The following is a 19,744-nucleotide window of genomic DNA, read 5'->3' as shown; positions in this document are numbered from 1 at the left end:
CTTGGGCTCAGGCGAGCTCGCGCGCCATGTCGCGTTCCTCGGCCCGGCGCTTGAGGGTCTCCCGGTGGTCATGGAGCTTCTTGCCGCGGCCGACGGCGATCTCAACCTTGATCTTGCCGCGGCTGAAATAGAGGCGCACGGGCACCACGGTGAGGCCTTTCTGGGCCACCATGCCGGCGAGGCGCCCGATCTCGCGGGCATGGAGCAGCAGGCGGCGGGGCCGGTCGGGCTCCTGCGGCGCATAGCCCGCATTGGCGTAGGGCGCCACATGCAGCGAGAGGAGCCACGCGCTCCCCTGGCGAAATTCCACGTAGCTGTCGATGAAGTTCACCTTGCCGGCGCGGATGCTCTTGACTTCGGGACCGGTGAGGGAAATGCCGGCCTCGGTGAACTCCGAGAGCTCATAGAGGTGGCGCGCCTTCTTGTTGACGGCGATGGCGTGTGCGGGGGTCTTCTTGCTCATGGCAGGCCGGGTTTTGCGTGGTTGGTGGAGAGGAAGGCGAGCTCCTGCCCGAGCACGCGGTGCAGCCGCTCGTGGATGAGCTGGCGGCCGGCGGCCGCGTCGGGCAGGTTGAGGACGGTATGGACGAGCTCGGCGCAGCCGTCCGCCGAGAGCTTGCGCAACATGTGCTTGATGCCGGGCACGAAGCGCGGCGCCGCCGAGAGCGCGTCCACGCCCATGCCGAGCAGCAGGGCCACGCCATAGGGGTCGGCGGCGAATTCGCCGCAGACCGACACCGGGATGCCCTCGCGGTGGGCCGCGTCCACCACCCGCTTGAGCGAGCGCACCACCGCGGGGTGCAGGGGCTCGTGCAGGTAGGCCACATGGCGGTTGTTGCGGTCGATGGCCATGAGGTAGTGGATGAGGTCATTGGTGCCGATGCTGAAAAAATCGCATTCCCGCGCCAGGGTGTCGGCGGTGAGGATGGCGGCGGGCGTCTCGATCATGACCCCCAGCGGCAGGTGCGCGGCATGGGCCACGCCCCCGGCCGCCAGCTCCTGCCTGAGCTCGTGAAGGATGCGGCGCACGCTCCTCACCTCGCGGGCATCGGTGATCATGGGCAGCATGAGGGCCACGTTGCCGGCCACGCCCGCGCGCAAGAGGGCGCGCAACTGGGTGCGGAACATGTCCTCATGGGCAAGGCAGAAACGGATGCCGCGCAGGCCCAGCGCCGGGTTGGGCTCGCGCAGGGCGGCATGCGCGGCGAGGGCCTTGTCCGCGCCCACGTCCAGCGTGCGAAAGATGACCGGCCGCGGCGCAAGCCGGGCGGCGACGGCGGCGTATTCTCCAAAGAGTTCGTCTTCGCCGGGGAGCTCGCGCCCGAGATAGGAAAATTCCGTGCGGTAAAGGCCCACCCCGTCGGCCCCGCACTCGTCGATGTCGCCGAGCTCGGCGGCGTTTTCAAGGTTGGCGCGCACGGAGAGGGCCACGCCGTCCCTGCTTTCGGCGGGGCGCTGCGCCGCCTGCCGGGCATGGGCCTCCCACTGCCCGTACGCCGCCTTGCGCTCCGCATAGCGCGCAAGGTCGGCCTCGTCCGGCGTGAGCAGGACACGGCCGGAAAGGCCGTCCACGATGGCCGTTTCGCCGTCCCGCGCGGCCTCGGGCAGGCCCGTGACGCCCACAAGGGCCGGCACGCGCAGGCTGCGCGCGAGGATGGCCGTATGCGAGGTGGGGCCGCCCTCGGCGGTGAGGATGGCGAGGACGGTGCCCCCCTCGAGCTCCATGACATCGGCCGGGGCCAGGTCTTCGGCAACCAGAATGCCCGCGTCCTCCCGAAAACCGCCCGCTCCCGAGGCCTCCCCCTGCAGGGCCTCGCCGAGCCTGAGGCCCATGGCGCGCACATCCTGGGCCCGGTCGCGCAGGTAGGGGTCGTCCATGCCGCGAAAGAGCTCGCAAAGCTCCTCCACCGTCTCTTCCAGCGCCCAGGCCGCGCAAATCTTGCGGTGCCGGATGCGCGCGAGCGCCGTGCCCACAAGGCGTGGGTCGCTCGCGAGCTCCATCTGCGCGCCGACGATCTCCGCGTAGTCGGCGAGGGAGGGGGGCATGTCCGCGAGCGTGGCTTCCAGCTCCGCGCGAACGCGGGCCGCGGCCGCGCGCAGGGCCTCCTCTTCGGCGGGGACGGCTTCGTCCGCTATGCGGCGGTGTTCGCCGCGCGGTGCCCCGTGCAGGCGCCGGATTGCCCCGAGGGCCAGGCCCGGAGAAACGGGGATGCCGTAGATGACCGCGCGCGCCATGTCATTCCTGCAGGTCGGCGAACACGGCGCCGAGCTCGAGCAGGGCCTCGCGCGCGTCATCGCCATTGGCAAGGAGGAGTACCTGCGCCTGCGCCGGGGGCGCCAGCGAGAGCAGGTCGAGCATGCTCTTGGCGTCGGCCTCGCCGGTCTCGGTGATGCAGCGGATATCCGCGGAATAGCGGCGCGCCGCCTTGGCGAGCCGCGCCGCGGGCCGTGCGTGCAGGCCGCCGCGCAGGTTGAGGACAAGGTTCAGGGCGAGGCCCCGGGGCGTCTCGCGGATGGAATGGGCCATGGCATCGTCTCCGCCGCCATCTTACATGGAGTGGGCGCCCCCGTCCACGGGGGAGGCCGGGCCGAAGCCCTCAGGCATCGAGGCCCGGGATGAGCGCATAGAGCTCCTTGGCGCTCCAGCCGGAAAGGCGGCTGTGGGCTTCCCGCGCGGCCTCGCGCGGCTTGAGCCCCGCCTCGAGCAGGGCGCGCAGGCAGGCACGGGCCTCCTCTTCGCCGGCACGTTCCGGGGCGCCTTCGGGCGGCCCGATGATGACCGTGATCTCGCCGAGCAGGTCGCGCGCCAGTTCCGCGCCGTCCTCAAGGCGCCCGAGCAGGAATTGCTCGTGCGTCTTGGTGAGCTCGCGGCAGATGGCAAGCTCGCGCGGGCCGAGGATGGCGGCTGCCAGGGCGAGGCTTTCGGCGAGCCTGTCCTTGCGCTCGAAAAAGGCGAGCGAGCCCGGGACGGTGGCATAGGCGCGGAAAAGCGCGCGCCGGCCCCCCACGTCCCGTGGCAGGAAGCCCAGAAAGGTGAAGGGCAAAGGCGGAAGCCCTGCGGCGCTGAGCGCGGCCACGGGCGCGGATGCCCCGGGCACCGGCGAGACCGCGATGCCCTCGCGGCGGCAGGCGCGCACCAGCCGGTAGCCGGGGTCGGCCACAAGCGGGGTGCCGGCATCCGAAATGAGGGCCACCTGCGCGCCCCCGCGAAGCGCCGTGAGCACCTCCTCGCGGCGTTCCTCCTCATTTTGCTCGTAAAAACTCAGGAAGCGGCGGCGGGGCAGGCCCAGGCGGCGAAAGAGCGCGGCCGCGCGGCGCGTGTCTTCCGCAAGCACGAGGTCGGCTGTTTCCAGTACCTCGCGGGCGCGGGGCGAGAGGTCACCAGGGTTGCCAAGCGGCGTGGCGACGATCCAGAGGCGGGGCGAAGTCGAAGGCATGGCGGTAGTGCTCGGCGCTGAAGGTTCCGTCGCGGGCCACGAGGCAGACGACATCGAAACGGCAGGGCGCCTCCCACGCGCCATGGGCGGCAAGCCAGGCCTGGGCCGCGCGGGAGAGGCTGCGTTGCTTGGCGGGCGTGAGCGCGCCTTCCGGGCCGCCGCGCTCCGCGCTTGAGCGCGTCTTCACTTCCACAAAGACCACGGTGGCGCCGTCCTGGCAGACGATGTCGAGCTCGAGGCGCCCGGCGCGCCAGTTGCGGTCGAGGATGCGCAGCCCGGCCCGGCGCAAAAGGCCGCAGGCCGCCTCCTCGCCCCGGCGCCCGAGGACGATATGGCTGCCGTCCCGCTTCAGCACAGGGCGCCCCATGCCGCGGCGCCCAGGGCTGCGGGCCTTTCATCGGCCGGCAAGACGCCGCGGAAGGTGCGCCGGTGGAGGGGGCAGGGGCCGAGGCGCCGCAGGGCTTCCAGATGCTCGCGGGTGCCGTAGCCCATGTGGCGTTCAAGGCCGTAGCCGGGCCAGCGGCGCCCGAGCGCGGCCATGAGGCGGTCACGGAAGGTCTTGGCGAGGACGGAGGCGGCCGAAATGGCCGGTTCGCTCCTGTCGCCGCCCACAAGGGCGCGCTGGCGAGGGGCCGCGCCATGATGCGCCTTGCGCCACATCGTCAGGAGCAGGTCTTCGGGGATGGTCCTGTTGCCGTCGATGAGCAGCAGGGCCGGGGGCGTCCTGAGCGTACAGGCCGCGCGGGCCATGGCCTCGAGCGTGGCCTCAAGGATGTTCACGCGCTCGATGCGCCGGCTCCAGACCACGCCCAGGCCCCAGGCCACGGCGCAGGCGCGGATGGCCGGCGCCAGTTTTTCGCGCTGGCGGGCGCCCAGGAGCTTGGAATCGGTGAGGCCGGGCAAATCGAAGCGGGGGGGGAGGATGACGGCGCAGGCCACCACGGGCCCGGCGAGGCAGCCGCGGCCGGCCTCGTCGATGCCCGCCACAAGAGACGGCTCCTCACGAGGAGCCGCCAGGCCCCCGGAAAATCCGGGCAGATGCGGCCGGGGAGCGTGGAGCCTTCCGGCCATGGTGGACGCCGGGCGCGCCCGGCGTCCCCGGGGGGCGCTCAGTAGCGGGCGCGCGGCTTGATGCGGGCCGCCTTGCCCTTGCGCCCGCGCAGATAGTAGAGGCGGCTGCGGCGCACGCGGCCCTGGGCCACGACCTCCACATGGTCGATGAAGGGCGAGTTGATGGGGAAGATGCGCTCCACGCCCACGCCGTCGGAGATCTTGCGCACCGTGAAGCTGGCATTGGTGGTGCCGCGCTGGATGCGGATGACATTGCCCTGAAAGACCTGGATGCGCTCCTTTTCGCCTTCCACGATGCGCAGGTACACCTTGACGGTATCGCCCGAGCGGAAGGCGGGCATGTCCATGCGCATGTTTTCGCGCTCGATCTTCTTGATGATATCCATGTCAACTCCTTCATCGGGGCCGGCAAAGGGGGCGGGCCGCCGTTTTCAACAAAAATCGCCCAGTATCCTGTCGGCCAGGATGGCCGCCGCGCTGCGCACGGAAAGATGGTTGTCGCCCAAAAAACGCAGGGGCCGCATGCGCCCGTCGCACAGGGCCGTCACTTGGGGCGCGAGGCCGCGCGCCGTGCCGAGCAGGAGCAGCACCGGGCCCTCGCGGCACCAGCCCCGCACCTTTGCGGGCGTGAGCGGCGGCGCGTCGCGCTTTTTCTCCGGCCATGCCGCGGAGGTTGCCACAAGGCGCGGCGCCGTGCCCGCGCGGGCCGTGGCCTCGGCGATGGCCTCCGTGAGCGTGGGCACCCCGCGCACCAGCGAGAGCGCCCGGCTGCGGTCGCGCCGCAAGGGGCCGCGGGCGCCCCAGTGGCGGAGGATGGCCCCAAGCAGCCTTAGCTGGTCCTCAAGGGGCGTCACCACATAGAAGGGGCCCATGCCATAGCTGCGCGAAATCCGGGCTATATCGTGTACGTCAAGATTTGTCAAAGAGGACGCGCCGCATTTTCTCTCTTCGAGGAGGACAGGATAGTGGAGGAGGCAAAAGGAGAGGTTGCGGCCGGGCCGCTCCCGGGGGAGGGCGGCGAGGGCGGCGGCGTCCGCGCGGTCGAGGGGCGCCTCGTCCAGCAGCTCCGGGCGCTGGCGCAGGGTGGCGGCCAGCGCCTCCCTGCGACGCCAGGCCGCGATGGCCGCATGGTCGCCGTTGCGGAGCACGGCGGGAACCTCCAGCCCCTCGAAGACCTCGGGCCGCGTATAGTGGGGGTATTCGAGGACGCCGGCGGAAAAGCTCTCGTCCTCGCCGGAGGCCTCCTTGCCCATGAAGCCGGGCACAAGGCGCCCCACGGCCTCCATGACGGCCAGCGCCGCGGTCTCTCCGCCGTTGAGCACGGCGTCGCCCACACAGACGGGCGTGAGCGGCAGGATGGCGGCAAGGCGCGCGTCAAGGCCCTCGTAGCGGCCGCAGATGAGGGTCAGGTCGGCTTCGCGGGCACATTCGCGGGCGAGGGCCTGGGTGAAGGGGCGCCCCGCCGGCGTGAGGAAGAGGATGCGGCCGGGCGTTGCTATCTCGCGCACGGCCGCGGCCACCGGCCCTGGCTGGAGCACCATGCCCGGCCCGCCGCCATAGGGCCGGTCGTCCACATGATGATGCTTGTCGGTGCTGAACGCGCGGGGGTCGTGAAAGCTCACCTCCACCACGCCGGCCTCGCGCGCGCGTCCCATGAGGCCCGTGGCGAGCGGCGAGGCGAAAAATTCGGGGAAGAGCGTGACCAGATGGAAGCGCATGCCGGGAACTTGCCGGAAAAGCGGCCGCCTGTCCATGCGGGGGAGGGGCTTCAGCAGGGCTTTGTCAGGAGAGGAAGGACTGCCATGCGAGCCAGCGCAGCCCCACGGAAAAGGGTGCGGCCCCCGGGAGGGCAACGCACACCGCATGCCCGGGAACGGCAAGAAAGCGCCATGAGAACGGCGCCCCCGCAAGGGTGCAGCATCCGGCGGCATGCCCTGCCCCGTCATGGGCCGCGCAGGCCGCGTCCTTCCAGCATTCGGGGGCGGCGCCACGGGCCTTGAACAGGGCCTCGGCGAGCAGCCAGCGCCACAGGCCCGCGCGCGGAGTCGGCGCGGGCGCCGCAAAACCCCGGTCAGTGGTGGGGAGGGCGCTTGCCGGCTCGGCGTCCACCGCGCCGTACCCTGCCGGACGTTGCGCCGTCTCCCCGGGCTTGAGCACGAGGCAGAAGGCGGCGGCGCCGCTGTGGCTGAAGGCGATGTGCCAGCCCGGGGCGCCCGCGACGCGCGGGCGGCCGTGGTCATCCCCCTCAAGGGTGGTGCGGCGGGGCAGCGCGCGCAGGGCGAGCAGCCGGGCGAGGAGGCGCGAGGCGCGGGCCCCGGGCGCGCCCCCGCCTTGGCCGAAGCGGCGGCAATGGGCCAGTTGCGCCGGGGCGAGCCGTGGGGCGACGCTCCGCTCCCAGCGGGCGCAGAGCTGCGTGAGGCGTGCTTCGGCCCCGGTGGCGGCGCAATCGGGCAGGGGTGCGGACAGGATAAGTGGCATGGATACTCCGGCGGCCCGGGCACGGCCGCCCGCGCATCCTCGCACAGGGCGGCGCGGCGGGCAAGGGAGCGGCGCCGGCCGCGGGCTGGGGCAGGTCTGGACAAGCGGCGAAATTTCCGCTATGGACTGTCTCCCATAATTCGCCCGTATCGGGCCCGGCGGCGTGCCGCCATGACCAGCCGGCATGGCCAGCCGCCAAAAGGAGACCCCAATGGCTGTTCAGCAAAACAAGAAATCGCGTTCCCGCAAGGGCATGCGCCGTTCCCATGACCGTGTGGCCAAGCCTGCCGTCATCTATTGCTCCTGCGGCGAACCCACCACGCCCCACAGCGTGTGCCCCAACTGCGGCGCCTACCGCGGCCGCCAGGTGATCGCCCGGCCCGAATCCGAGTGATGCGCGAGAAGCCCGTCATCGCCGTGGATGCCATGGGCGGGGATTTCGGCCCCGCCGTGGTCGTTCCCGGGGCCGTGGAGGCGGCGCGCCTCCACGACCTTCATATCCTCCTTGTGGGCGACACCCCCAAGGTGGAGGCCGAGCTTGCCAAGCTCGACCTGGGGGACGCCCGTTGTGACATCGTCCAGGCCGACGACGTGGTGCACATGAACGAAAAGCCGTCGGACATCCTGCGGCGCAAGAAGAACGCCTCCATCCAGGTGGCCTGCCGCCTCGTCCGCGAGGGCGCGGCCGACGGCGTGGTCAGCGCCGGGCATTCCGGCGCCACCGTGGCCTGCGGCATGTTCATCATGGGGCGCCTCCCCGGCGTGGAGCGGCCCGCGCTGGCGGCGCTTTTGCCCACCGAGAAGGACCCTGTGGTCGTGCTCGACGCCGGCGCCAATGTGGACTGCCGGCCCTACCATCTTTTCCAGTTCGGCCTCATGGGCGACGCCTTCGCCCGCGATCTGCTCGGCTATGCCGCGCCCCGCGTGAGCCTGCTCAGCATCGGCGAGGAGGAGGGTAAGGGCAACAGCCAGGTCAAGGAAGCCTATGAGCTGCTGAAGATGGCCCACAACCTGAATTTCATCGGCAATGCCGAAGGCCGCGACATTTTCACCGGCGACGTGGACGTGGTCGTCTGCGACGGCTTTGTGGGCAATGTGGTGGTCAAGATGAGCGAGGGGCTCGCCTCCGCTCTCGTGCGCATGTTGAAGCGCGTCTTCACCACAGGCTTCATCCCCGCGCTCGGGGGCATGCTCGCGCGCGGGGCTTTCCGCAAGTTCGCGCGCACCCTCGACTATGCCGAATACGGCGGCGCGCCGCTTTTGGGCCTCCAGGGGCTCGCCATCGTCTGCCACGGCCGTTCCAACGCCCGCGCCATGACCAACGCCATCCGCATGAGCGGCGCCTATGTCCGCAAGGAGACCAATGCCCGCCTCGCGGAGACCATTCTCGCCAACGAGGAGCTGACGCGGTTTTCCCGCGCCATCTGAGCGCCGCGGGCGCCTTTTTTCCGCAACCTGTACGGACACTTCATGACCCTTACCTGCCATCTGCGCGCCTTGTGCGCCCATGTGCCCGAAACCGTTGTCACCAACGACGACCTGGCCCGCCTGGTGGATACCAACGACCAGTGGATCGTGGAGCGCACGGGCATCCGGCGCCGGCACAGGCTTGCCGATACCGAAAACGCCTCCGACCTCGCCCTTGCCGCGGCGCGCCGCTCCCTCGCGGAGGCCGGGCTTGCTCCGCGCGGCCTCACCCATGTGCTCGCCGCCACCTGCACGCCGGACTATATTTCGCCTTCCATCGCGTGCATCCTCGCGGGCGCGCTGGACGCCGGGCCGGTCATGGCCCTGGATTTCAGCGCGGCCTGCACGGGCTTTATCTATGGGCTTTCGCTGGGGCAGGCCTTCCTCGCCCAGGCGCCGCAAAGCCGCATCCTCTTCGTGTGCGCCGAGGCCATGACGCGGCGTGTCAACTGGCAGGACAGGAGCACCTGCGTCCTCTTCGGCGACGCGGCGACGGCCTGCGTGCTCGACGGCGAGGGCGGCGAGGGCTCGGCGGCGGTGGAGGACGTGCTCTGCCAGAGCGACGGCGCGCAGCGCGACCTCATCATCGTGGGCGGGGGCACCTCCTGCCGCTACGCCGCGGGCGACCCCGTGGACGAGCAGTTCTTCATCACCATGCGCGGGCGCGACACCTACAAGCACGCCGTGCGCCAGATGGTGCAGGTGTGCGAGACCGTGCTTTCCCGCAACGGCCTTGCCATGAAGGACATCGCGCTCTTCGTGCCGCACCAGGCCAACATGCGCATCATTGAGGCCGTGGGCTCGCGGCTCGGCGTCGAAAGGGAAAGGGTATTCGTGAACGTGGCGGAATACGGCAACACCTCCTCCGCCTCCATCCCGCTGGCGCTGGCCGAGGCCCGCGCGGCTGGCCGCATCCGTTCCGGCGACCGCGTGCTGGTCACGGCCTTCGGCGCCGGGCTCACGTGGGGCGCGGCGCTCTTGCGCTTTTAGCGGGTGGCCGGTGCCCCGGCCCGCGCATTGAAATTCCCGGGCGCATGGAGTAGAATGCTCCTTCCCGGCACTGCACAAGGAAGAGGTGGTTCGCCATGACACATTCCAGCACAGGGCAGGCCTCGTGGGCCGAAGCGCCCGTGGCTCTCGTCACCGGGGGTTCGCGCGGCATCGGGCGGGCCATCGCCCGCACGCTCGCCCGTGACGGCTATTTCATTATCCTGACCTATGTGAGCCGCCCCGAAGACGCCGAGCGCACCGTGGAGGACATCCGCGCCGCCGGCGGCGAGGCGCGCGCCTTCGCGCTGGACGTGGGCGACGATGCCGCGGTGGAGGCCTTTTTCGCCTCCGAGATCAAGGACAAGGTCAATCTGGCCGTGCTCGTCAACAATGCGGGCATCACGAGGGACGGCTTCCTCATCCGCATGAAAAGCGAGGACTTTGACCGCGTGCTGGATGTCAACCTCGGCGGCGCTTTCGCGTGCAGCCGCGAGGCAGCGAAAATCATGAGCAGGCGGCGCGCCGGGCGCATCATCAATATCGCCTCGGTGGTCGGCCAGATGGGCAATGCCGGCCAGGCCAACTATTGCGCGGCCAAGGCCGGGCTCATCGGGCTCACCAAGTCCAACGCGCGCGAGCTCGCCGCGCGGGGCATCACGGTCAACGCCGTGGCGCCCGGCTTTATCGAGACGGACATGACGGCCAAGCTCGGCGAGGATGTGGTGAAGTCCTATGTGGAGTCCATCCCCCTGCGCCGCATGGGGACGGCCGAGGACGTGGCCGAGGCCGTGGCCTTCCTTGCGTCGGACAGGGCCGCCTATATCACGGGGCAGGTGCTCGCCGTCAACGGCGGCATGTATTGCTGAGCCGGGGCAAACCGGCGCAGGACGATTCTTGACGATTTTTCAGGGCCGCGCACCGGCGCAGGAAAGCGCCGTGCCGCGCCCCAAAACGAACACGGAACACCGGGAGGATGTCATGTCTGAAGTTGCCGACAAAGTCCAGAAGATCATCGTTGACCAGCTTGGCGTGAGCGCCGACGAAGTGAAGCCCGAAGCCTCCTTTGTGGAAGACCTGGGCGCTGATTCCCTCGACCTCACCGAGCTCATCATGGCCATGGAAGAGGAATTCGACATCGAGATCGCCGACGAGGACGCCCAGAAGATCCTCAAGGTGCAGGACGCCATCAACTATATCGAAAACAACAAGAAGTAGGCCGGGCGCGTCCCGCCGCGGCGCACCATTCGGGGCGCGGCGCTTGGGGGCAGGCCCCGCGCCCCGGCGCCCGGGAATTCCCGGCTGCGCCGGGTGATGCCGTATTCCCCTTTTCCCGCTGGCTCGGCGCCCACGGGCGCCATGATCGGGAATCGGCACGGCTTCGCAGGGCGTGGCGCCTTGCGCCGCCGGCACGGGGCCCCGCTCCCGGCCCATGTCCGCGGCGTCGCGCCCTTGGGCTGCCGATGCGCGGCATGGCGCTGGGGGTTTGGGGCGCAAAAGCCTGTCGCCAAAAGGGCCTGCGGGCACAGGGGCCGGCCAAAGTTGTGGCCGGGAGGGGCAAGACGCCCACCCTGCGCGCGGCCCGGGCGCGCCCATTGCGGTCGCGACCTGCCACGCCCCGGTGCAGCCCGGCGTTGCCGCTGCGCCCGCGGCGAGCCCGGATGTTTCGTTACCAAGGCCAAGGAGCAAGGAGCCGCCCATGAACCGACCCCGCGTAGTGATCACCGGCGTTTCCGGCATCACGCCGCTCGCCAATGACATCGACACCACCTGGAAGCGCCTCCTCGCGGGGGAATCCGGCATCGGCCCCATCACGCTCTTCGATGCGTCCGACTACACCTCGCGCATCGCGGGCGAAGTGAAAGATTTTTCGCCCGAGGAGTGGATACCGGCCAAGCAGGTGCGGCGCATGGACCGCTTCACCCAGTTCGCCGTGGCCGCCGCCAAGATGCTCCTCGCCGACTCGGGCCTTGAGATAACGCCGGAAAACGCCGAAGATGTCGCCGTCATCCTCGGTATCGGCCTCGGCGGCCTGCGCACCATCGAGACCTGGCACGCAAAGCTGCTCGAGGCGGGCCCCAGCAAGATCTCGCCCTTCCTCATCCCCATGCTCATCTCCAACATGGGGCCCGGGCAGATTTCCATCTTCACCGGCGCCAAGGGGCCGAACATCGTCACCACCACGGCCTGCGCCTCGGGCATCCACGCCATCGGCACGGCCTACAGCGAGATAGTGCTCGGCCGCGCGAAAAGCGTCATCACGGGCGGCGTGGAGGCCACCATCACGCCGCTCGGCGTGGCGGGCTTCACGGCGCTCAAGGCCCTCTCCACCCACTACAACGACGAGCCCACCAAGGCTTCGCGGCCCTTTGACGCCAAGCGCGACGGCTTTGTCATCGGCGAGGGCGCGGGCCTCTTGATGCTTGAGGACCTCGAGAGCGCCAAGGCGCGCGGCGCCAGGATCTATGCCGAGGTCGTGGGCTACGGCGCCTCCGGCGACGCCTACCACATGACCGCCCCGCACGAGACGGGCGAGGGCATGGCCGCGGCCATGACGCGCGCCCTGCGCGACGCGGGCCTCAAGCCCGAGGCGGTGGAGCACATCAACGCCCACGGCACCTCCACCCAGCTCAACGACAGCACGGAAACCAAGGCCATGAAGATCGCCTTCGGCGACCATGCGAAAAACCTCAAGATCTCGGCCACCAAGTCCATGACCGGGCATTTGCTCGGCGCGGCCGGCGGCATCGAGTCCGTGTTCACGGCCCTGGCCCTCAGGGACGAGGTGCTGCCCGGCACCATCAACCTGGAATTTCCCGACCCGGCCTGCGACCTCAACTATCTCTCGGGGGGCACGGAGCGCGTGGCCTGCGAATACGGCATGTGCAATTCCTTCGGCTTCGGCGGCACCAACGCCAGCGTCATCTTCAAGAAGTGGACGGACTAAGGTCCACACAGCAGGGGCGCCCCGGCGCCCCTCATTTTGGCGCCCGGGATGCCGCGCGCCCGGCCCTCATGCCCGCGCCGCGCGGGCTGTTTTTCCGCAAAAGGATATGCCTCAATGGATGAACTCATTCTCCAGGACCCCGAACTCGCCAACGCCATCGTTCTCGAATCCGACCGCCAGATGAGCAAGCTCGAGCTCATCGCGTCGGAAAACTTCGTTTCCGCGGCCGTGCGCGAGGCCCAGGGGAGCGTGCTCACCCACAAGTATGCCGAGGGCTATCCCGGCAAGCGCTATTACGGCGGCTGCGAATATGTGGACATGGTGGAGGAGATGGCCCGCGACCGCGCGCGGCGCCTCTTCAACTGCGCCCATGCCAACGTGCAGCCCCATTCCGGCTCGCAGGCCAACATGGCCGTGTATTTCGCCTGCCTCAAGCCCGGCGACACCATCCTCGGCATGAACCTCTCCCACGGCGGCCACCTCACCCACGGCAGCCCGGTGAATTTTTCGGGGCGCCTCTTCAACGTGGTGTCCTACGGCGTGCGCAAGGACACGGGCCGTATCGATTACGACGAAGTGGCGGCGCTCGCGCGGGAGCACATGCCGGCCATGATCGTGGCCGGGGCCAGCGCCTATCCGCGCTTTCTCGACTTCGCGCGCTTCCGCGCCATCGCCGACGAAGTGGGCGCCCTGCTCATGGTGGACATGGCCCATATCGCGGGCCTCGTGGCCGCCGGCCTGCACGAGAGCCCCATCCCCTACGCCCACGTGACCACCACCACCACGCACAAGACCCTGCGCGGTCCCCGCGGCGGCATGATCCTCGCGGACGAGGCCAACATGAAGCGCGTGGACAGCCAGATCTTCCCCGGCATGCAGGGCGGCCCGCTCATGCACGTCATCGCCGCCAAGGCCGCGGCCTTCGGCGAGGCGCTGCGCCCGGCCTTCGCCCGCTACGCGAAGCGCGTGGTGGAGAACGCCGCGGCCCTCGCAGACGGGCTCAAGGCCGCCGGCTTCGAGCTCGTTTCCGGCGGCACGGACAACCACCTGCTCCTCGTGGACCTGACGAACCTCGATGTCACGGGCAAGGATGCGGAAAGCGCGCTGGACGCGGCCGGCATAACGGTCAACAAGAACACCATCCCCTTTGAGACGCGCTCGCCCTTCGTGACTTCCGGCATCCGCCTCGGGAGCGCGGCCCTGACCACGCGCGGCCTCACCCGCGAGGACATGGCGACCGTTGCCGGCTTCATCGCCGAAACTATCGCGAAGCGCGGCGACGCCCAGACCCTTGCGGCCATCCGCGGCCGCGTTACGGAGTTCGCGCGCCAGTTCCCGCTCTTTTCGTGGTAGCGGGCGCCCTTTTGCGAGCACGGCATGGAACGACTGCCCTGGCCTGACTACTTCATGAGCATCACCCGGCTCGTGAGCCTGCGCTCCACCTGCACGAGGCGCCGGGTGGGCGCGGTGGCCGTCAAGGACAAGCGCATCCTCGCCACGGGCTACAACGGGCCCCCGGCCGGCACGCCGCACTGCCTCGAGGTGGGGTGCCTGAGGCAGCGGCTCGGCATCCCCTCGGGCCAGCGGCACGAGATCTGCCGTGGCCTGCACGCGGAGCAGAACGTCATCATCCAGGCGGCCGTCCACGGCATCAGCATCGCCGGGGCCACGCTCTACTGCACCACGCAGCCCTGTGTGCTCTGCGCCAAGATGCTCATCAACTGCGGCATCCGCGAGATCTTCTACGCCGAGGCCTATCCCGACGAGCTCGCCACCACCATGCTCCGCGAGGCCGGCGTGCCCATGGAGCAGCTTGCCGTGGACTGGCTGCCCGAAGGCGCGGGCGCGGCCTGCGCCTGCGGACAGGGGGCGGAATAAGCCATGCAGGGTGCGCCGCAGGGGGCTCACGTGAACCATGAGGCGGGGCGGGAATTCTCCCCCTTCATGCGCGAGGCCATCGCGTTGGCGAAACGCGGACGCTGGCACACCGCGCCCAATCCCATGGTCGGGGCGGTGCTCGTGCGCGATGGCGAGGTCGTTGCGCGCGGCTGGCACCACGGCGCGGGCCAGCCGCATGCCGAGGTGGAATGCCTCAAGGACGCTGCGGAAAGGGGAGTGGACCTCGCGTCGTGCACGCTCGTGGTCACTTTAGAGCCCTGCTGCCATCACGGCAAGACGCCCCCCTGCACGGGCGCCATCCTCGCCGCCGGCATCCGCCGCGTGGTCTACGGCTTCAGGGACCCCAATCCGGTGGCGGGCGGGGGCGCGGCCTTGCTGGCAGCGGCCGGCGTTGAGGTTATCGGCCCGGTGCTGGAGGCGGAATGCCGCGATCTCGTGGCGGATTTCCTCGTCTGGCAGACTACCGAGCGCCCCTATGTGCTGCTCAAGCTGGCCGCCACCCTCGATGGCCGCATCGCCACGCGCAACGGCGTTTCGCAGTGGATCAGCGGGCCCGAATCCCGCCGGAAGGTTCACGGACTGCGCGCGGGTGTGGGGAGGGCCGGCGGGGCCGTGCTGGTGGGCGGGGCCACCTTCCGCGCGGACGACCCGCAACTGACCGCACGGGACGTTGGTGACGCAGATGCGCCCCTGCGCCAGCCGCTCGCCTGCGTCCTCACCTCGCGCCTTCCCGCGCCCGACGGCGCGCGCCTTGTGCGCGAGCGCCCGGAGGAAACGGTCTTCTTCGTCATGCCGGCCGGGGCGGCCTCGGCCGAGGCGCAGGCCCTGCGCGCCATTGGCGTGCGCGTGTTCGCCCTCGCGGCGTCGCCGGGGGGCGTGCCGCATTTTTCCACCATGCTCCGCATCTTGCGGCAGGAGCTGGGCTGCCTCTATGTGCTTTGCGAGGGCGGGAGCTACCTCGCCCTTGGCATGCTCGAGGCGGGCCTCGTGGACGAGTTTCACCTGCACCTCGCGCCGCTCATCTTGGGCGATGCCGAGGCGCGGCCCCTCTTTGCCGGGCGCACGCCGCTGGACCTGGACGAGGGGCTGCGCCTCAGGCTCTGCGGGCTCGAGCGCTGCGGCGAGGACGCGCACCTGCTCCTCCGGCCGCGGCCGGACACCGGGGAGCGGGGCGGGGAGCGGGCCTGATGTTCACCGGCATCATCCAGTGCGAGGGCGAGGTCGTCGGCTTGCGGGAGATGGCGGCGGAACGCCGCTTCCGCATCCGGCCGGCCGAGCCCTTCAGCCACCTCACGGATGGCGAATCCATCGCGGTGAGCGGCGTCTGCCTCTCCGTGGAGGAGCATGACCGCGACACGTTCACGGCCTATGCCTCCGCCGAGACCGTGAGCCGCACCACCCTTGGGGCGCTCGGCGCGGGCGGCCGCGTGAACCTCGAGCGCGCGCTGGCCGTGGGCGACCGCCTGGGCGGCCACATGGTCAGCGGGCATGTGGATTGCGTGGCCGTGGTGAAGAGCATCGGGCGCCGGGGCGAATCCCTGTGCTGCCGGCTCGATTTTCCCGCGGCCTACGGGGGCGAGGTCATCCCCAAGGGCTCGGTGGCGCTCGACGGCATCAGCCTCACGGTGAACGCCTGCGGCCCGGATTTTCTCGAGGTCAACGTCATCCCCGACACGCGGCGGCGCACCACCATGGGCGCCTGGCGCCCCGGGAGCCGCGTCAACATGGAGACCGACCTCGTGGGCAAGTATGTGGCCCACCTGCTCGCGCCCTGGCAGGAAGCGGTGAGGGGAGGGGGCCTTCGCCCCGGCGCGCCCCGCCACAGCGCCCCGGCGGGCGGCCTGACCTTGGACACCCTGCGCGGCGCCGGATTTTTGTGAGCCGGCGCGCCGCGGAAAATTTCTGAACGGGAAACGGAGCGACGCGGCCCCCGGGCCGCGCCTCCACGGGAGCGAACATGAGCGACATCACCACCATCGCCGGGCAGCTCGACGCCCGCGGCCTGAAGGTCGGCCTTGTGGCCGCGCGCTTCAATGACTTCATCGTCGACCGCCTCGTGGCCGGCGCCGTGGACTATCTCACGCGCCACGGCCTCGACCCGGCGACGCTCACCATCGTGCGCGTGCCAGGCGCCTTCGAGCTGCCGCTCGTCTGCCGCAAGCTCGTGACCGCGCACAGGTTCGACGGCCTCGTGGCGCTCGGCGCGGTCATCCGGGGGGCGACGCCGCACTTCGACTATGTGTGCGCCGAGGCCACCAAGGGCATCGCGCACACCATGCTCGAATCGGGCACGCCCATCGGCTTCGGCCTGCTCACCTGCGACACCATCGAGCAGGCCATCGAGCGCGCGGGCTCCAAGGCGGGCAACAAGGGCGTGGAAGCCGCCGCCGCCATGCTGGAGACCGTCCGCGTTTTGGAGCAGCTCTAGGGCATGGCCGCGAACAAGCGCCCCACGCGCAGAAGCGCCCGCGAGCTGGCCTTTCAGGTGCTCTACGGGCTGTGTTTTTCGCCCGCGAAGGACAAGGACGCGCTCTGGCGGCAGTTCGTGCTTTCGCCGCACAACGCGGCCATGAGCGAGGCCGATCTCGACAGCGAGCCCTCGGGCTTCGCCTGGGAGCTCGTGGACGGCGTGTGGAGCCATACGCGGGAGCTCGACGAGGCCATCGGCCGCTTTTCGCACAACTGGCGCGTGGACAGGCTCGGCCGCATCGAGCTCACCATCCTGCGCCTCGCGCTGTTCGAGCTCTTCTGGCGCGACGACGTGCCCCCCAAGGCGGCCATCAACGAGGCCCTGGAGCTGGCGCGCGAGTTCGGCGACGAGAAGGCGCGGGCCTTTCTCAACGGCATCCTTGACGCGGCCGCCCGTTCGGCGGCAAGCCGGGAGGGGGCAGAGGCTCCCGCCCTCCAGAGCGACCGCGAAGCAGGTGGAAAAGAATGATGCAGGAACGCTATCATCCGCAGGAACTGGAAGAAAGGTGGCAGGCCCGCTGGCAGGCCGAAAACGCCTTTGCCTGCACGCACGGCGGCGACAAGCCCAAGTGCTATGTGCTCGAGATGCTGCCCTATCCCTCGGGCAAGATCCACATGGGCCATGTGCGCAACTATTCCATTGGCGACGTGGTGGCGCGGATGCGCCGCATGCAGGGCTTCAACGTGCTGCACCCCATGGGCTGGGACGCCTTCGGCCTGCCCGCGGAAAACGCGGCCATCAAGCATCATGTGCCTCCGGCCGCCTGGACCTACGGCAATATCGCCGAGATGCGCGCCCAGCTCAAGCGCATGGGCTTTTCCTATGACTGGTCGCGCGAGATAGCCACCTGCCGCCCGGAATATTACCGCTGGGAGCAGCTTTTCTTCCTGAAGATGCTGGAAAAGGGCCTCGCCTACCGCAAGAAGGCCCCGCAGAACTGGTGCCCCTCCTGCCACACCGTGCTCGCCAACGAGCAGGTGGAGGAGGGCCGCTGCTGGCGCTGCGACAGCGTGGTGGAGCAGAAGGAGCTCACCCAGTGGTTCCTCGGCATCACGGCCTATGCCGACGAGCTTCTGGCCGACCTCGACCGCCTCGACGGCGGCTGGCCCGACCGCGTGCTCACCATGCAGCGCAACTGGATCGGCCGCTCCGAAGGCGCGCGCATCCGCTTCGGCCTTGAGCGCGACTACGACGGCACGGACCATGTGGAGGTCTTCACCACAAGGCCCGACACGCTCTACGGCGTGACCTTCATGACCCTGGCGCCCGAGCATCCGCTCGTGGAGCGGCTCATCGAGGGCAAGCCCCAGGCCGCTGAGGTGCGCGCCTTTGTGGAGCGCATCCGCAACATGGACCGTCTGGAGCGCCAGTCCGACACGCTGGAGAAGGAGGGCATCTTCACCGGCGCCTATGCCCTGCACCCGCTCACCGGCGAGCGCGTGCCCATCTGGCTCGGCAACTTCGTGCTCGCGGGCTACGGCACGGGCGCGGTCATGGGCGTGCCCGCCGGGGACCAGCGCGATTTCGAGTTCGCCCGCAAATACGGCCTTCCCATCCGCGTGGTGGTGGAGCCCGAGGGCGCGCACCTCGACCCGGCGACGATGCGGGAGGCCTACACGGGCCCGGGCGTCATGGTCAATTCCGGCCCCTTCGACGGCATGGACAACGAGGCCGGCAAGAAGGCCGTGGTGGCCGCGCTCGAGGCAGAGGGCAAGGGCAGCTCGGCCATCCAGTTCCGCTTGAGGGACTGGAACATCTCGCGCCAGCGCTACTGGGGCGCGCCCATCCCGGTGGTCTATTGCGAGCGCTGCGGCATGGTGCCCGAAAAGGAGGAGAACCTGCCCGTCATCCTGCCCCTGGACGTGAAGGTGCGCGACGACGGCCGCTCGCCGCTGCCCGAAACGCCCTCCTTCGTGGACTGCGCCTGCCCGCGCTGCGGGGGGCCGGCGCGCCGCGAGACGGACACGCTCGACACCTTCGTGGAATCCTCGTGGTATTTCTCGCGCTACACCTCGGCGCGCGATACGGAGGCCGCGTTCGACCCGGCCTCGCTTTCCTACTGGATGCCGGTGGACATCTATATCGGCGGCGTGGAGCACGCCATCCTGCACCTGCTCTATGCCCGCTTCTTCACCAAGGCCCTGCGCGACCTCGGCTTCTACCCGGCCGACCTCGCCGAGCCGTTCTCGCGCCTGCTCACCCAGGGCATGGTGCTCAAGGACGGCAGCAAGATGTCCAAGTCCAAGGGCAATGTGGTGGACCCCTCGGAGATGATCGACAAGTACGGCGCGGACACCGTCCGCCTGTTCTGCCTCTTCGCCGCCCCGCCCGAGCGCGACTTTGAATGGACGGACGCCGGCATCGAGGGTTCCTCGCGCTTTCTTGCGCGCATCTGGCGCCTGTTCATGGAGGAACGCGAGCGCCTTGTGCCGCTCGGCGCCTGCGGCGCCACGGGAGAGGACGCGACGACCGAAGCGGCCCGCGACCTGCGCCGCAAGGAGCACGAAACGGTCAAGAAGGTCACGTCCGACATGGCCGTGGGCCGCTTCCAGTACAATACGGCCATCGCGGCCATCATGGAGCTCGTCAACGCGCTCTACCTCGCCCGCGAAAAACTGGGCGCGACGGAGCCGGAGCGGCGCGTCTTCTCCTCGGTCATGGCCACGGTGCTGACCCTGCTCTCGCCGGTGGCGCCGCATATCTGCGCCGAGCTCTGGGAACGCCTCGGCCACAAGGGCGACGTGGGCGCCGAGCCGTGGCCCGTGTGGGACGAGGCCGCCCTCGCGCGCGACACCGTGACCATCGCGCTGCAGGTGAACGGCAAGCTGCGCGGCACCCTTGAGGCCCCGGCCGGCGCCGACAAGGCGGCGCTGGAAGCCGCGGCCCTCGCCGACCCGGCGGCGCAGCGGCACCTCACGGGCCTCACCGTGCGCAAAGTGGTGGTCGTGCCCGGCAAGCTCGTCAACATCGTGGCGTCGTAGGCCGCGC

The 19,744-nt window shown here is 69.9% G+C and carries 22 protein-coding genes; 13 read left to right on the top strand and 9 right to left on the bottom strand.

What is annotated here, in order from left to right:
* Positions 1-7: 7 nt before the first annotated feature.
* From smpB to G7Y54_RS09470, 9 genes are all read right to left on the bottom strand, one after another.
* Positions 8-463, bottom strand: a complete 456-nt coding sequence (gene smpB / locus G7Y54_RS09510; protein WP_165079065.1) for an SsrA-binding protein SmpB — start codon at positions 461-463, stop codon at positions 8-10.
* Positions 460-2,235: a phosphoenolpyruvate--protein phosphotransferase gene (ptsP, locus tag G7Y54_RS09505; protein WP_165079064.1), complete on the bottom strand. Its 1,776-nt coding sequence runs from the start codon at positions 2,233-2,235 to the stop codon at positions 460-462. The genes smpB and ptsP overlap by 4 nt, the downstream gene beginning before the upstream one ends.
* Position 2,236: 1 nt before the next feature.
* Positions 2,237-2,527 (bottom strand): HPr family phosphocarrier protein, encoded by a 291-nt coding sequence (locus tag G7Y54_RS09500; protein ID WP_165079063.1) that lies wholly within the window; start codon positions 2,525-2,527, stop codon positions 2,237-2,239.
* A gap of 70 nt (positions 2,528-2,597) precedes the next feature.
* The gene (gene rsmI / locus G7Y54_RS09495) at positions 2,598-3,437 is read right to left on the bottom strand and encodes a 16S rRNA (cytidine(1402)-2'-O)-methyltransferase (RefSeq protein ID WP_165079062.1); all 840 of its coding nucleotides are present in this window, start codon (positions 3,435-3,437) and stop codon (positions 2,598-2,600) included.
* Positions 3,379-3,792 (bottom strand): YraN family protein, encoded by a 414-nt coding sequence (locus G7Y54_RS09490; RefSeq protein WP_241159444.1) that lies wholly within the window; start codon positions 3,790-3,792, stop codon positions 3,379-3,381. The genes rsmI and G7Y54_RS09490 overlap by 59 nt, the downstream gene beginning before the upstream one ends.
* The gene (locus G7Y54_RS09485; protein ID WP_165079060.1) at positions 3,786-4,508 is read right to left on the bottom strand and encodes a ribonuclease HII; all 723 of its coding nucleotides are present in this window, start codon (positions 4,506-4,508) and stop codon (positions 3,786-3,788) included. The genes G7Y54_RS09490 and G7Y54_RS09485 overlap by 7 nt, the downstream gene beginning before the upstream one ends.
* Positions 4,509-4,546: 38 nt before the next feature.
* Positions 4,547-4,894 carry a 50S ribosomal protein L19 gene (rplS, locus tag G7Y54_RS09480; protein ID WP_165079059.1) on the bottom strand — a complete coding sequence of 116 codons (348 nt, stop codon included), beginning with the start codon at positions 4,892-4,894 and terminating at the stop codon, positions 4,547-4,549.
* A 45-nt stretch (positions 4,895-4,939) separates the two neighbouring features.
* Positions 4,940-6,226, bottom strand: a complete 1,287-nt coding sequence (trmD, locus tag G7Y54_RS09475; protein ID WP_165079058.1) for a tRNA (guanosine(37)-N1)-methyltransferase TrmD — start codon at positions 6,224-6,226, stop codon at positions 4,940-4,942.
* 64 nt (positions 6,227-6,290) lie between these two features.
* Positions 6,291-6,986, bottom strand: a complete 696-nt coding sequence (locus tag G7Y54_RS09470; RefSeq protein WP_165079057.1) for a hypothetical protein — start codon at positions 6,984-6,986, stop codon at positions 6,291-6,293.
* Positions 6,987-7,197: 211 nt separating this feature from the next.
* Between G7Y54_RS09470 and rpmF the strand changes: the two genes are divergently transcribed.
* The 13 genes from rpmF (at position 7,198) to leuS (ending at position 19,737) form a co-directional block, all read left to right on the top strand.
* Positions 7,198-7,380: a 50S ribosomal protein L32 gene (rpmF, locus tag G7Y54_RS09465; protein ID WP_165079056.1), complete on the top strand. Its 183-nt coding sequence runs from the start codon at positions 7,198-7,200 to the stop codon at positions 7,378-7,380.
* Positions 7,380-8,414 (top strand): phosphate acyltransferase PlsX, encoded by a 1,035-nt coding sequence (gene plsX / locus G7Y54_RS09460; RefSeq protein WP_165079055.1) that lies wholly within the window; start codon positions 7,380-7,382, stop codon positions 8,412-8,414. Before rpmF ends, plsX begins: the two co-directional genes overlap by 1 nt.
* Before the next feature lie 42 nt (positions 8,415-8,456).
* Positions 8,457-9,443 (top strand): beta-ketoacyl-ACP synthase III, encoded by a 987-nt coding sequence (locus G7Y54_RS09455; protein WP_165079054.1) that lies wholly within the window; start codon positions 8,457-8,459, stop codon positions 9,441-9,443.
* 95 nt (positions 9,444-9,538) lie between these two features.
* Complete coding sequence (gene fabG / locus G7Y54_RS09450; RefSeq protein WP_165079053.1) at positions 9,539-10,309, top strand: 3-oxoacyl-[acyl-carrier-protein] reductase; 771 nt, start codon at positions 9,539-9,541, stop codon at positions 10,307-10,309.
* A gap of 112 nt (positions 10,310-10,421) precedes the next feature.
* Positions 10,422-10,658 (top strand): acyl carrier protein, encoded by a 237-nt coding sequence (gene acpP / locus G7Y54_RS09445; RefSeq protein WP_165079052.1) that lies wholly within the window; start codon positions 10,422-10,424, stop codon positions 10,656-10,658.
* Positions 10,659-11,139: 481 nt separating this feature from the next.
* Positions 11,140-12,387 (top strand): beta-ketoacyl-ACP synthase II, encoded by a 1,248-nt coding sequence (gene fabF, locus G7Y54_RS09440; protein WP_165079051.1) that lies wholly within the window; start codon positions 11,140-11,142, stop codon positions 12,385-12,387.
* Positions 12,388-12,501: 114 nt separating this feature from the next.
* On the top strand, positions 12,502-13,740 hold the full coding sequence (gene glyA, locus G7Y54_RS09435; RefSeq protein WP_165079050.1) for a serine hydroxymethyltransferase: 1,239 nt from the start codon (positions 12,502-12,504) through the stop codon (positions 13,738-13,740).
* Positions 13,741-13,764: 24 nt separating this feature from the next.
* The gene (locus tag G7Y54_RS09430; RefSeq protein ID WP_165079049.1) at positions 13,765-14,265 is read left to right on the top strand and encodes a cytidine/deoxycytidylate deaminase family protein; all 501 of its coding nucleotides are present in this window, start codon (positions 13,765-13,767) and stop codon (positions 14,263-14,265) included.
* Positions 14,266-14,331: 66 nt separating this feature from the next.
* Positions 14,332-15,474 (top strand): bifunctional diaminohydroxyphosphoribosylaminopyrimidine deaminase/5-amino-6-(5-phosphoribosylamino)uracil reductase RibD, encoded by a 1,143-nt coding sequence (ribD, locus tag G7Y54_RS09425; RefSeq protein WP_241159448.1) that lies wholly within the window; start codon positions 14,332-14,334, stop codon positions 15,472-15,474.
* On the top strand, positions 15,474-16,166 hold the full coding sequence (locus tag G7Y54_RS09420; protein ID WP_165079047.1) for a riboflavin synthase: 693 nt from the start codon (positions 15,474-15,476) through the stop codon (positions 16,164-16,166). The genes ribD and G7Y54_RS09420 overlap by 1 nt, the downstream gene beginning before the upstream one ends.
* A 77-nt stretch (positions 16,167-16,243) precedes the next feature.
* Entirely contained in the window at positions 16,244-16,714 is a 471-nt protein-coding gene (gene ribE, locus G7Y54_RS09415; protein WP_165079046.1) for a 6,7-dimethyl-8-ribityllumazine synthase, read from the top strand.
* A gap of 3 nt (positions 16,715-16,717) precedes the next feature.
* Positions 16,718-17,224 (top strand): transcription antitermination factor NusB, encoded by a 507-nt coding sequence (gene nusB / locus G7Y54_RS09410; protein ID WP_165079045.1) that lies wholly within the window; start codon positions 16,718-16,720, stop codon positions 17,222-17,224.
* A complete protein-coding gene (gene leuS, locus G7Y54_RS09405) occupies positions 17,221-19,737 on the top strand; it encodes a leucine--tRNA ligase (protein ID WP_165079044.1) in 2,517 nt (838 codons plus the stop codon). The genes nusB and leuS overlap by 4 nt, the downstream gene beginning before the upstream one ends.
* Positions 19,738-19,744: the final 7 nt, after the last annotated feature.

The sequence above is a fragment of the Desulfovibrio sp. ZJ746 genome, assembly GCF_011039155.1.
Lineage (GTDB): Bacteria > Desulfobacterota > Desulfovibrionia > Desulfovibrionales > Desulfovibrionaceae > Desulfovibrio.
The sequence above is the reverse complement of the archived record's forward strand: the minus strand, read 5'-3'. Positions and strand labels throughout refer to the sequence as shown.

Bases quoted from the DNA above. Each gene is read 5' to 3' on its own strand.
- G7Y54_RS09420 (WP_165079047.1), top strand. From the start codon at position 15,474: ATGTTCACCGGCATCATCCAGTGCGAGGGCGAGGTCGTCGGCTTGCGG.
- G7Y54_RS09455 (WP_165079054.1), top strand. From the start codon at position 8,457: ATGACCCTTACCTGCCATCTGCGCGCCTTGTGCGCCCATGTGCCCGAA.
- acpP (WP_165079052.1), top strand. From the start codon at position 10,422: ATGTCTGAAGTTGCCGACAAAGTCCAGAAGATCATCGTTGACCAGCTT.
- ptsP (WP_165079064.1), bottom strand. From the start codon at position 2,235: ATGGCGCGCGCGGTCATCTACGGCATCCCCGTTTCTCCGGGCCTGGCC.
- fabG (WP_165079053.1), top strand. From the start codon at position 9,539: ATGACACATTCCAGCACAGGGCAGGCCTCGTGGGCCGAAGCGCCCGTG.
- rpmF (WP_165079056.1), top strand. From the start codon at position 7,198: ATGGCTGTTCAGCAAAACAAGAAATCGCGTTCCCGCAAGGGCATGCGC.
- G7Y54_RS09500 (WP_165079063.1), bottom strand. From the start codon at position 2,527: ATGGCCCATTCCATCCGCGAGACGCCCCGGGGCCTCGCCCTGAACCTT.
- rsmI (WP_165079062.1), bottom strand. From the start codon at position 3,437: ATGCCTTCGACTTCGCCCCGCCTCTGGATCGTCGCCACGCCGCTTGGC.
- fabF (WP_165079051.1), top strand. From the start codon at position 11,140: ATGAACCGACCCCGCGTAGTGATCACCGGCGTTTCCGGCATCACGCCG.
- trmD (WP_165079058.1), bottom strand. From the start codon at position 6,226: ATGCGCTTCCATCTGGTCACGCTCTTCCCCGAATTTTTCGCCTCGCCG.
- glyA (WP_165079050.1), top strand. From the start codon at position 12,502: ATGGATGAACTCATTCTCCAGGACCCCGAACTCGCCAACGCCATCGTT.
- G7Y54_RS09430 (WP_165079049.1), top strand. From the start codon at position 13,765: ATGGAACGACTGCCCTGGCCTGACTACTTCATGAGCATCACCCGGCTC.
- G7Y54_RS09485 (WP_165079060.1), bottom strand. From the start codon at position 4,508: ATGGCCGGAAGGCTCCACGCTCCCCGGCCGCATCTGCCCGGATTTTCC.
- ribE (WP_165079046.1), top strand. From the start codon at position 16,244: ATGAGCGACATCACCACCATCGCCGGGCAGCTCGACGCCCGCGGCCTG.
- smpB (WP_165079065.1), bottom strand. From the start codon at position 463: ATGAGCAAGAAGACCCCCGCACACGCCATCGCCGTCAACAAGAAGGCG.
- ribD (WP_241159448.1), top strand. From the start codon at position 14,332: ATGCGCGAGGCCATCGCGTTGGCGAAACGCGGACGCTGGCACACCGCG.
- leuS (WP_165079044.1), top strand. From the start codon at position 17,221: ATGATGCAGGAACGCTATCATCCGCAGGAACTGGAAGAAAGGTGGCAG.
- G7Y54_RS09470 (WP_165079057.1), bottom strand. From the start codon at position 6,986: ATGCCACTTATCCTGTCCGCACCCCTGCCCGATTGCGCCGCCACCGGG.
- nusB (WP_165079045.1), top strand. From the start codon at position 16,718: ATGGCCGCGAACAAGCGCCCCACGCGCAGAAGCGCCCGCGAGCTGGCC.
- plsX (WP_165079055.1), top strand. From the start codon at position 7,380: ATGCGCGAGAAGCCCGTCATCGCCGTGGATGCCATGGGCGGGGATTTC.
- rplS (WP_165079059.1), bottom strand. From the start codon at position 4,894: ATGGATATCATCAAGAAGATCGAGCGCGAAAACATGCGCATGGACATG.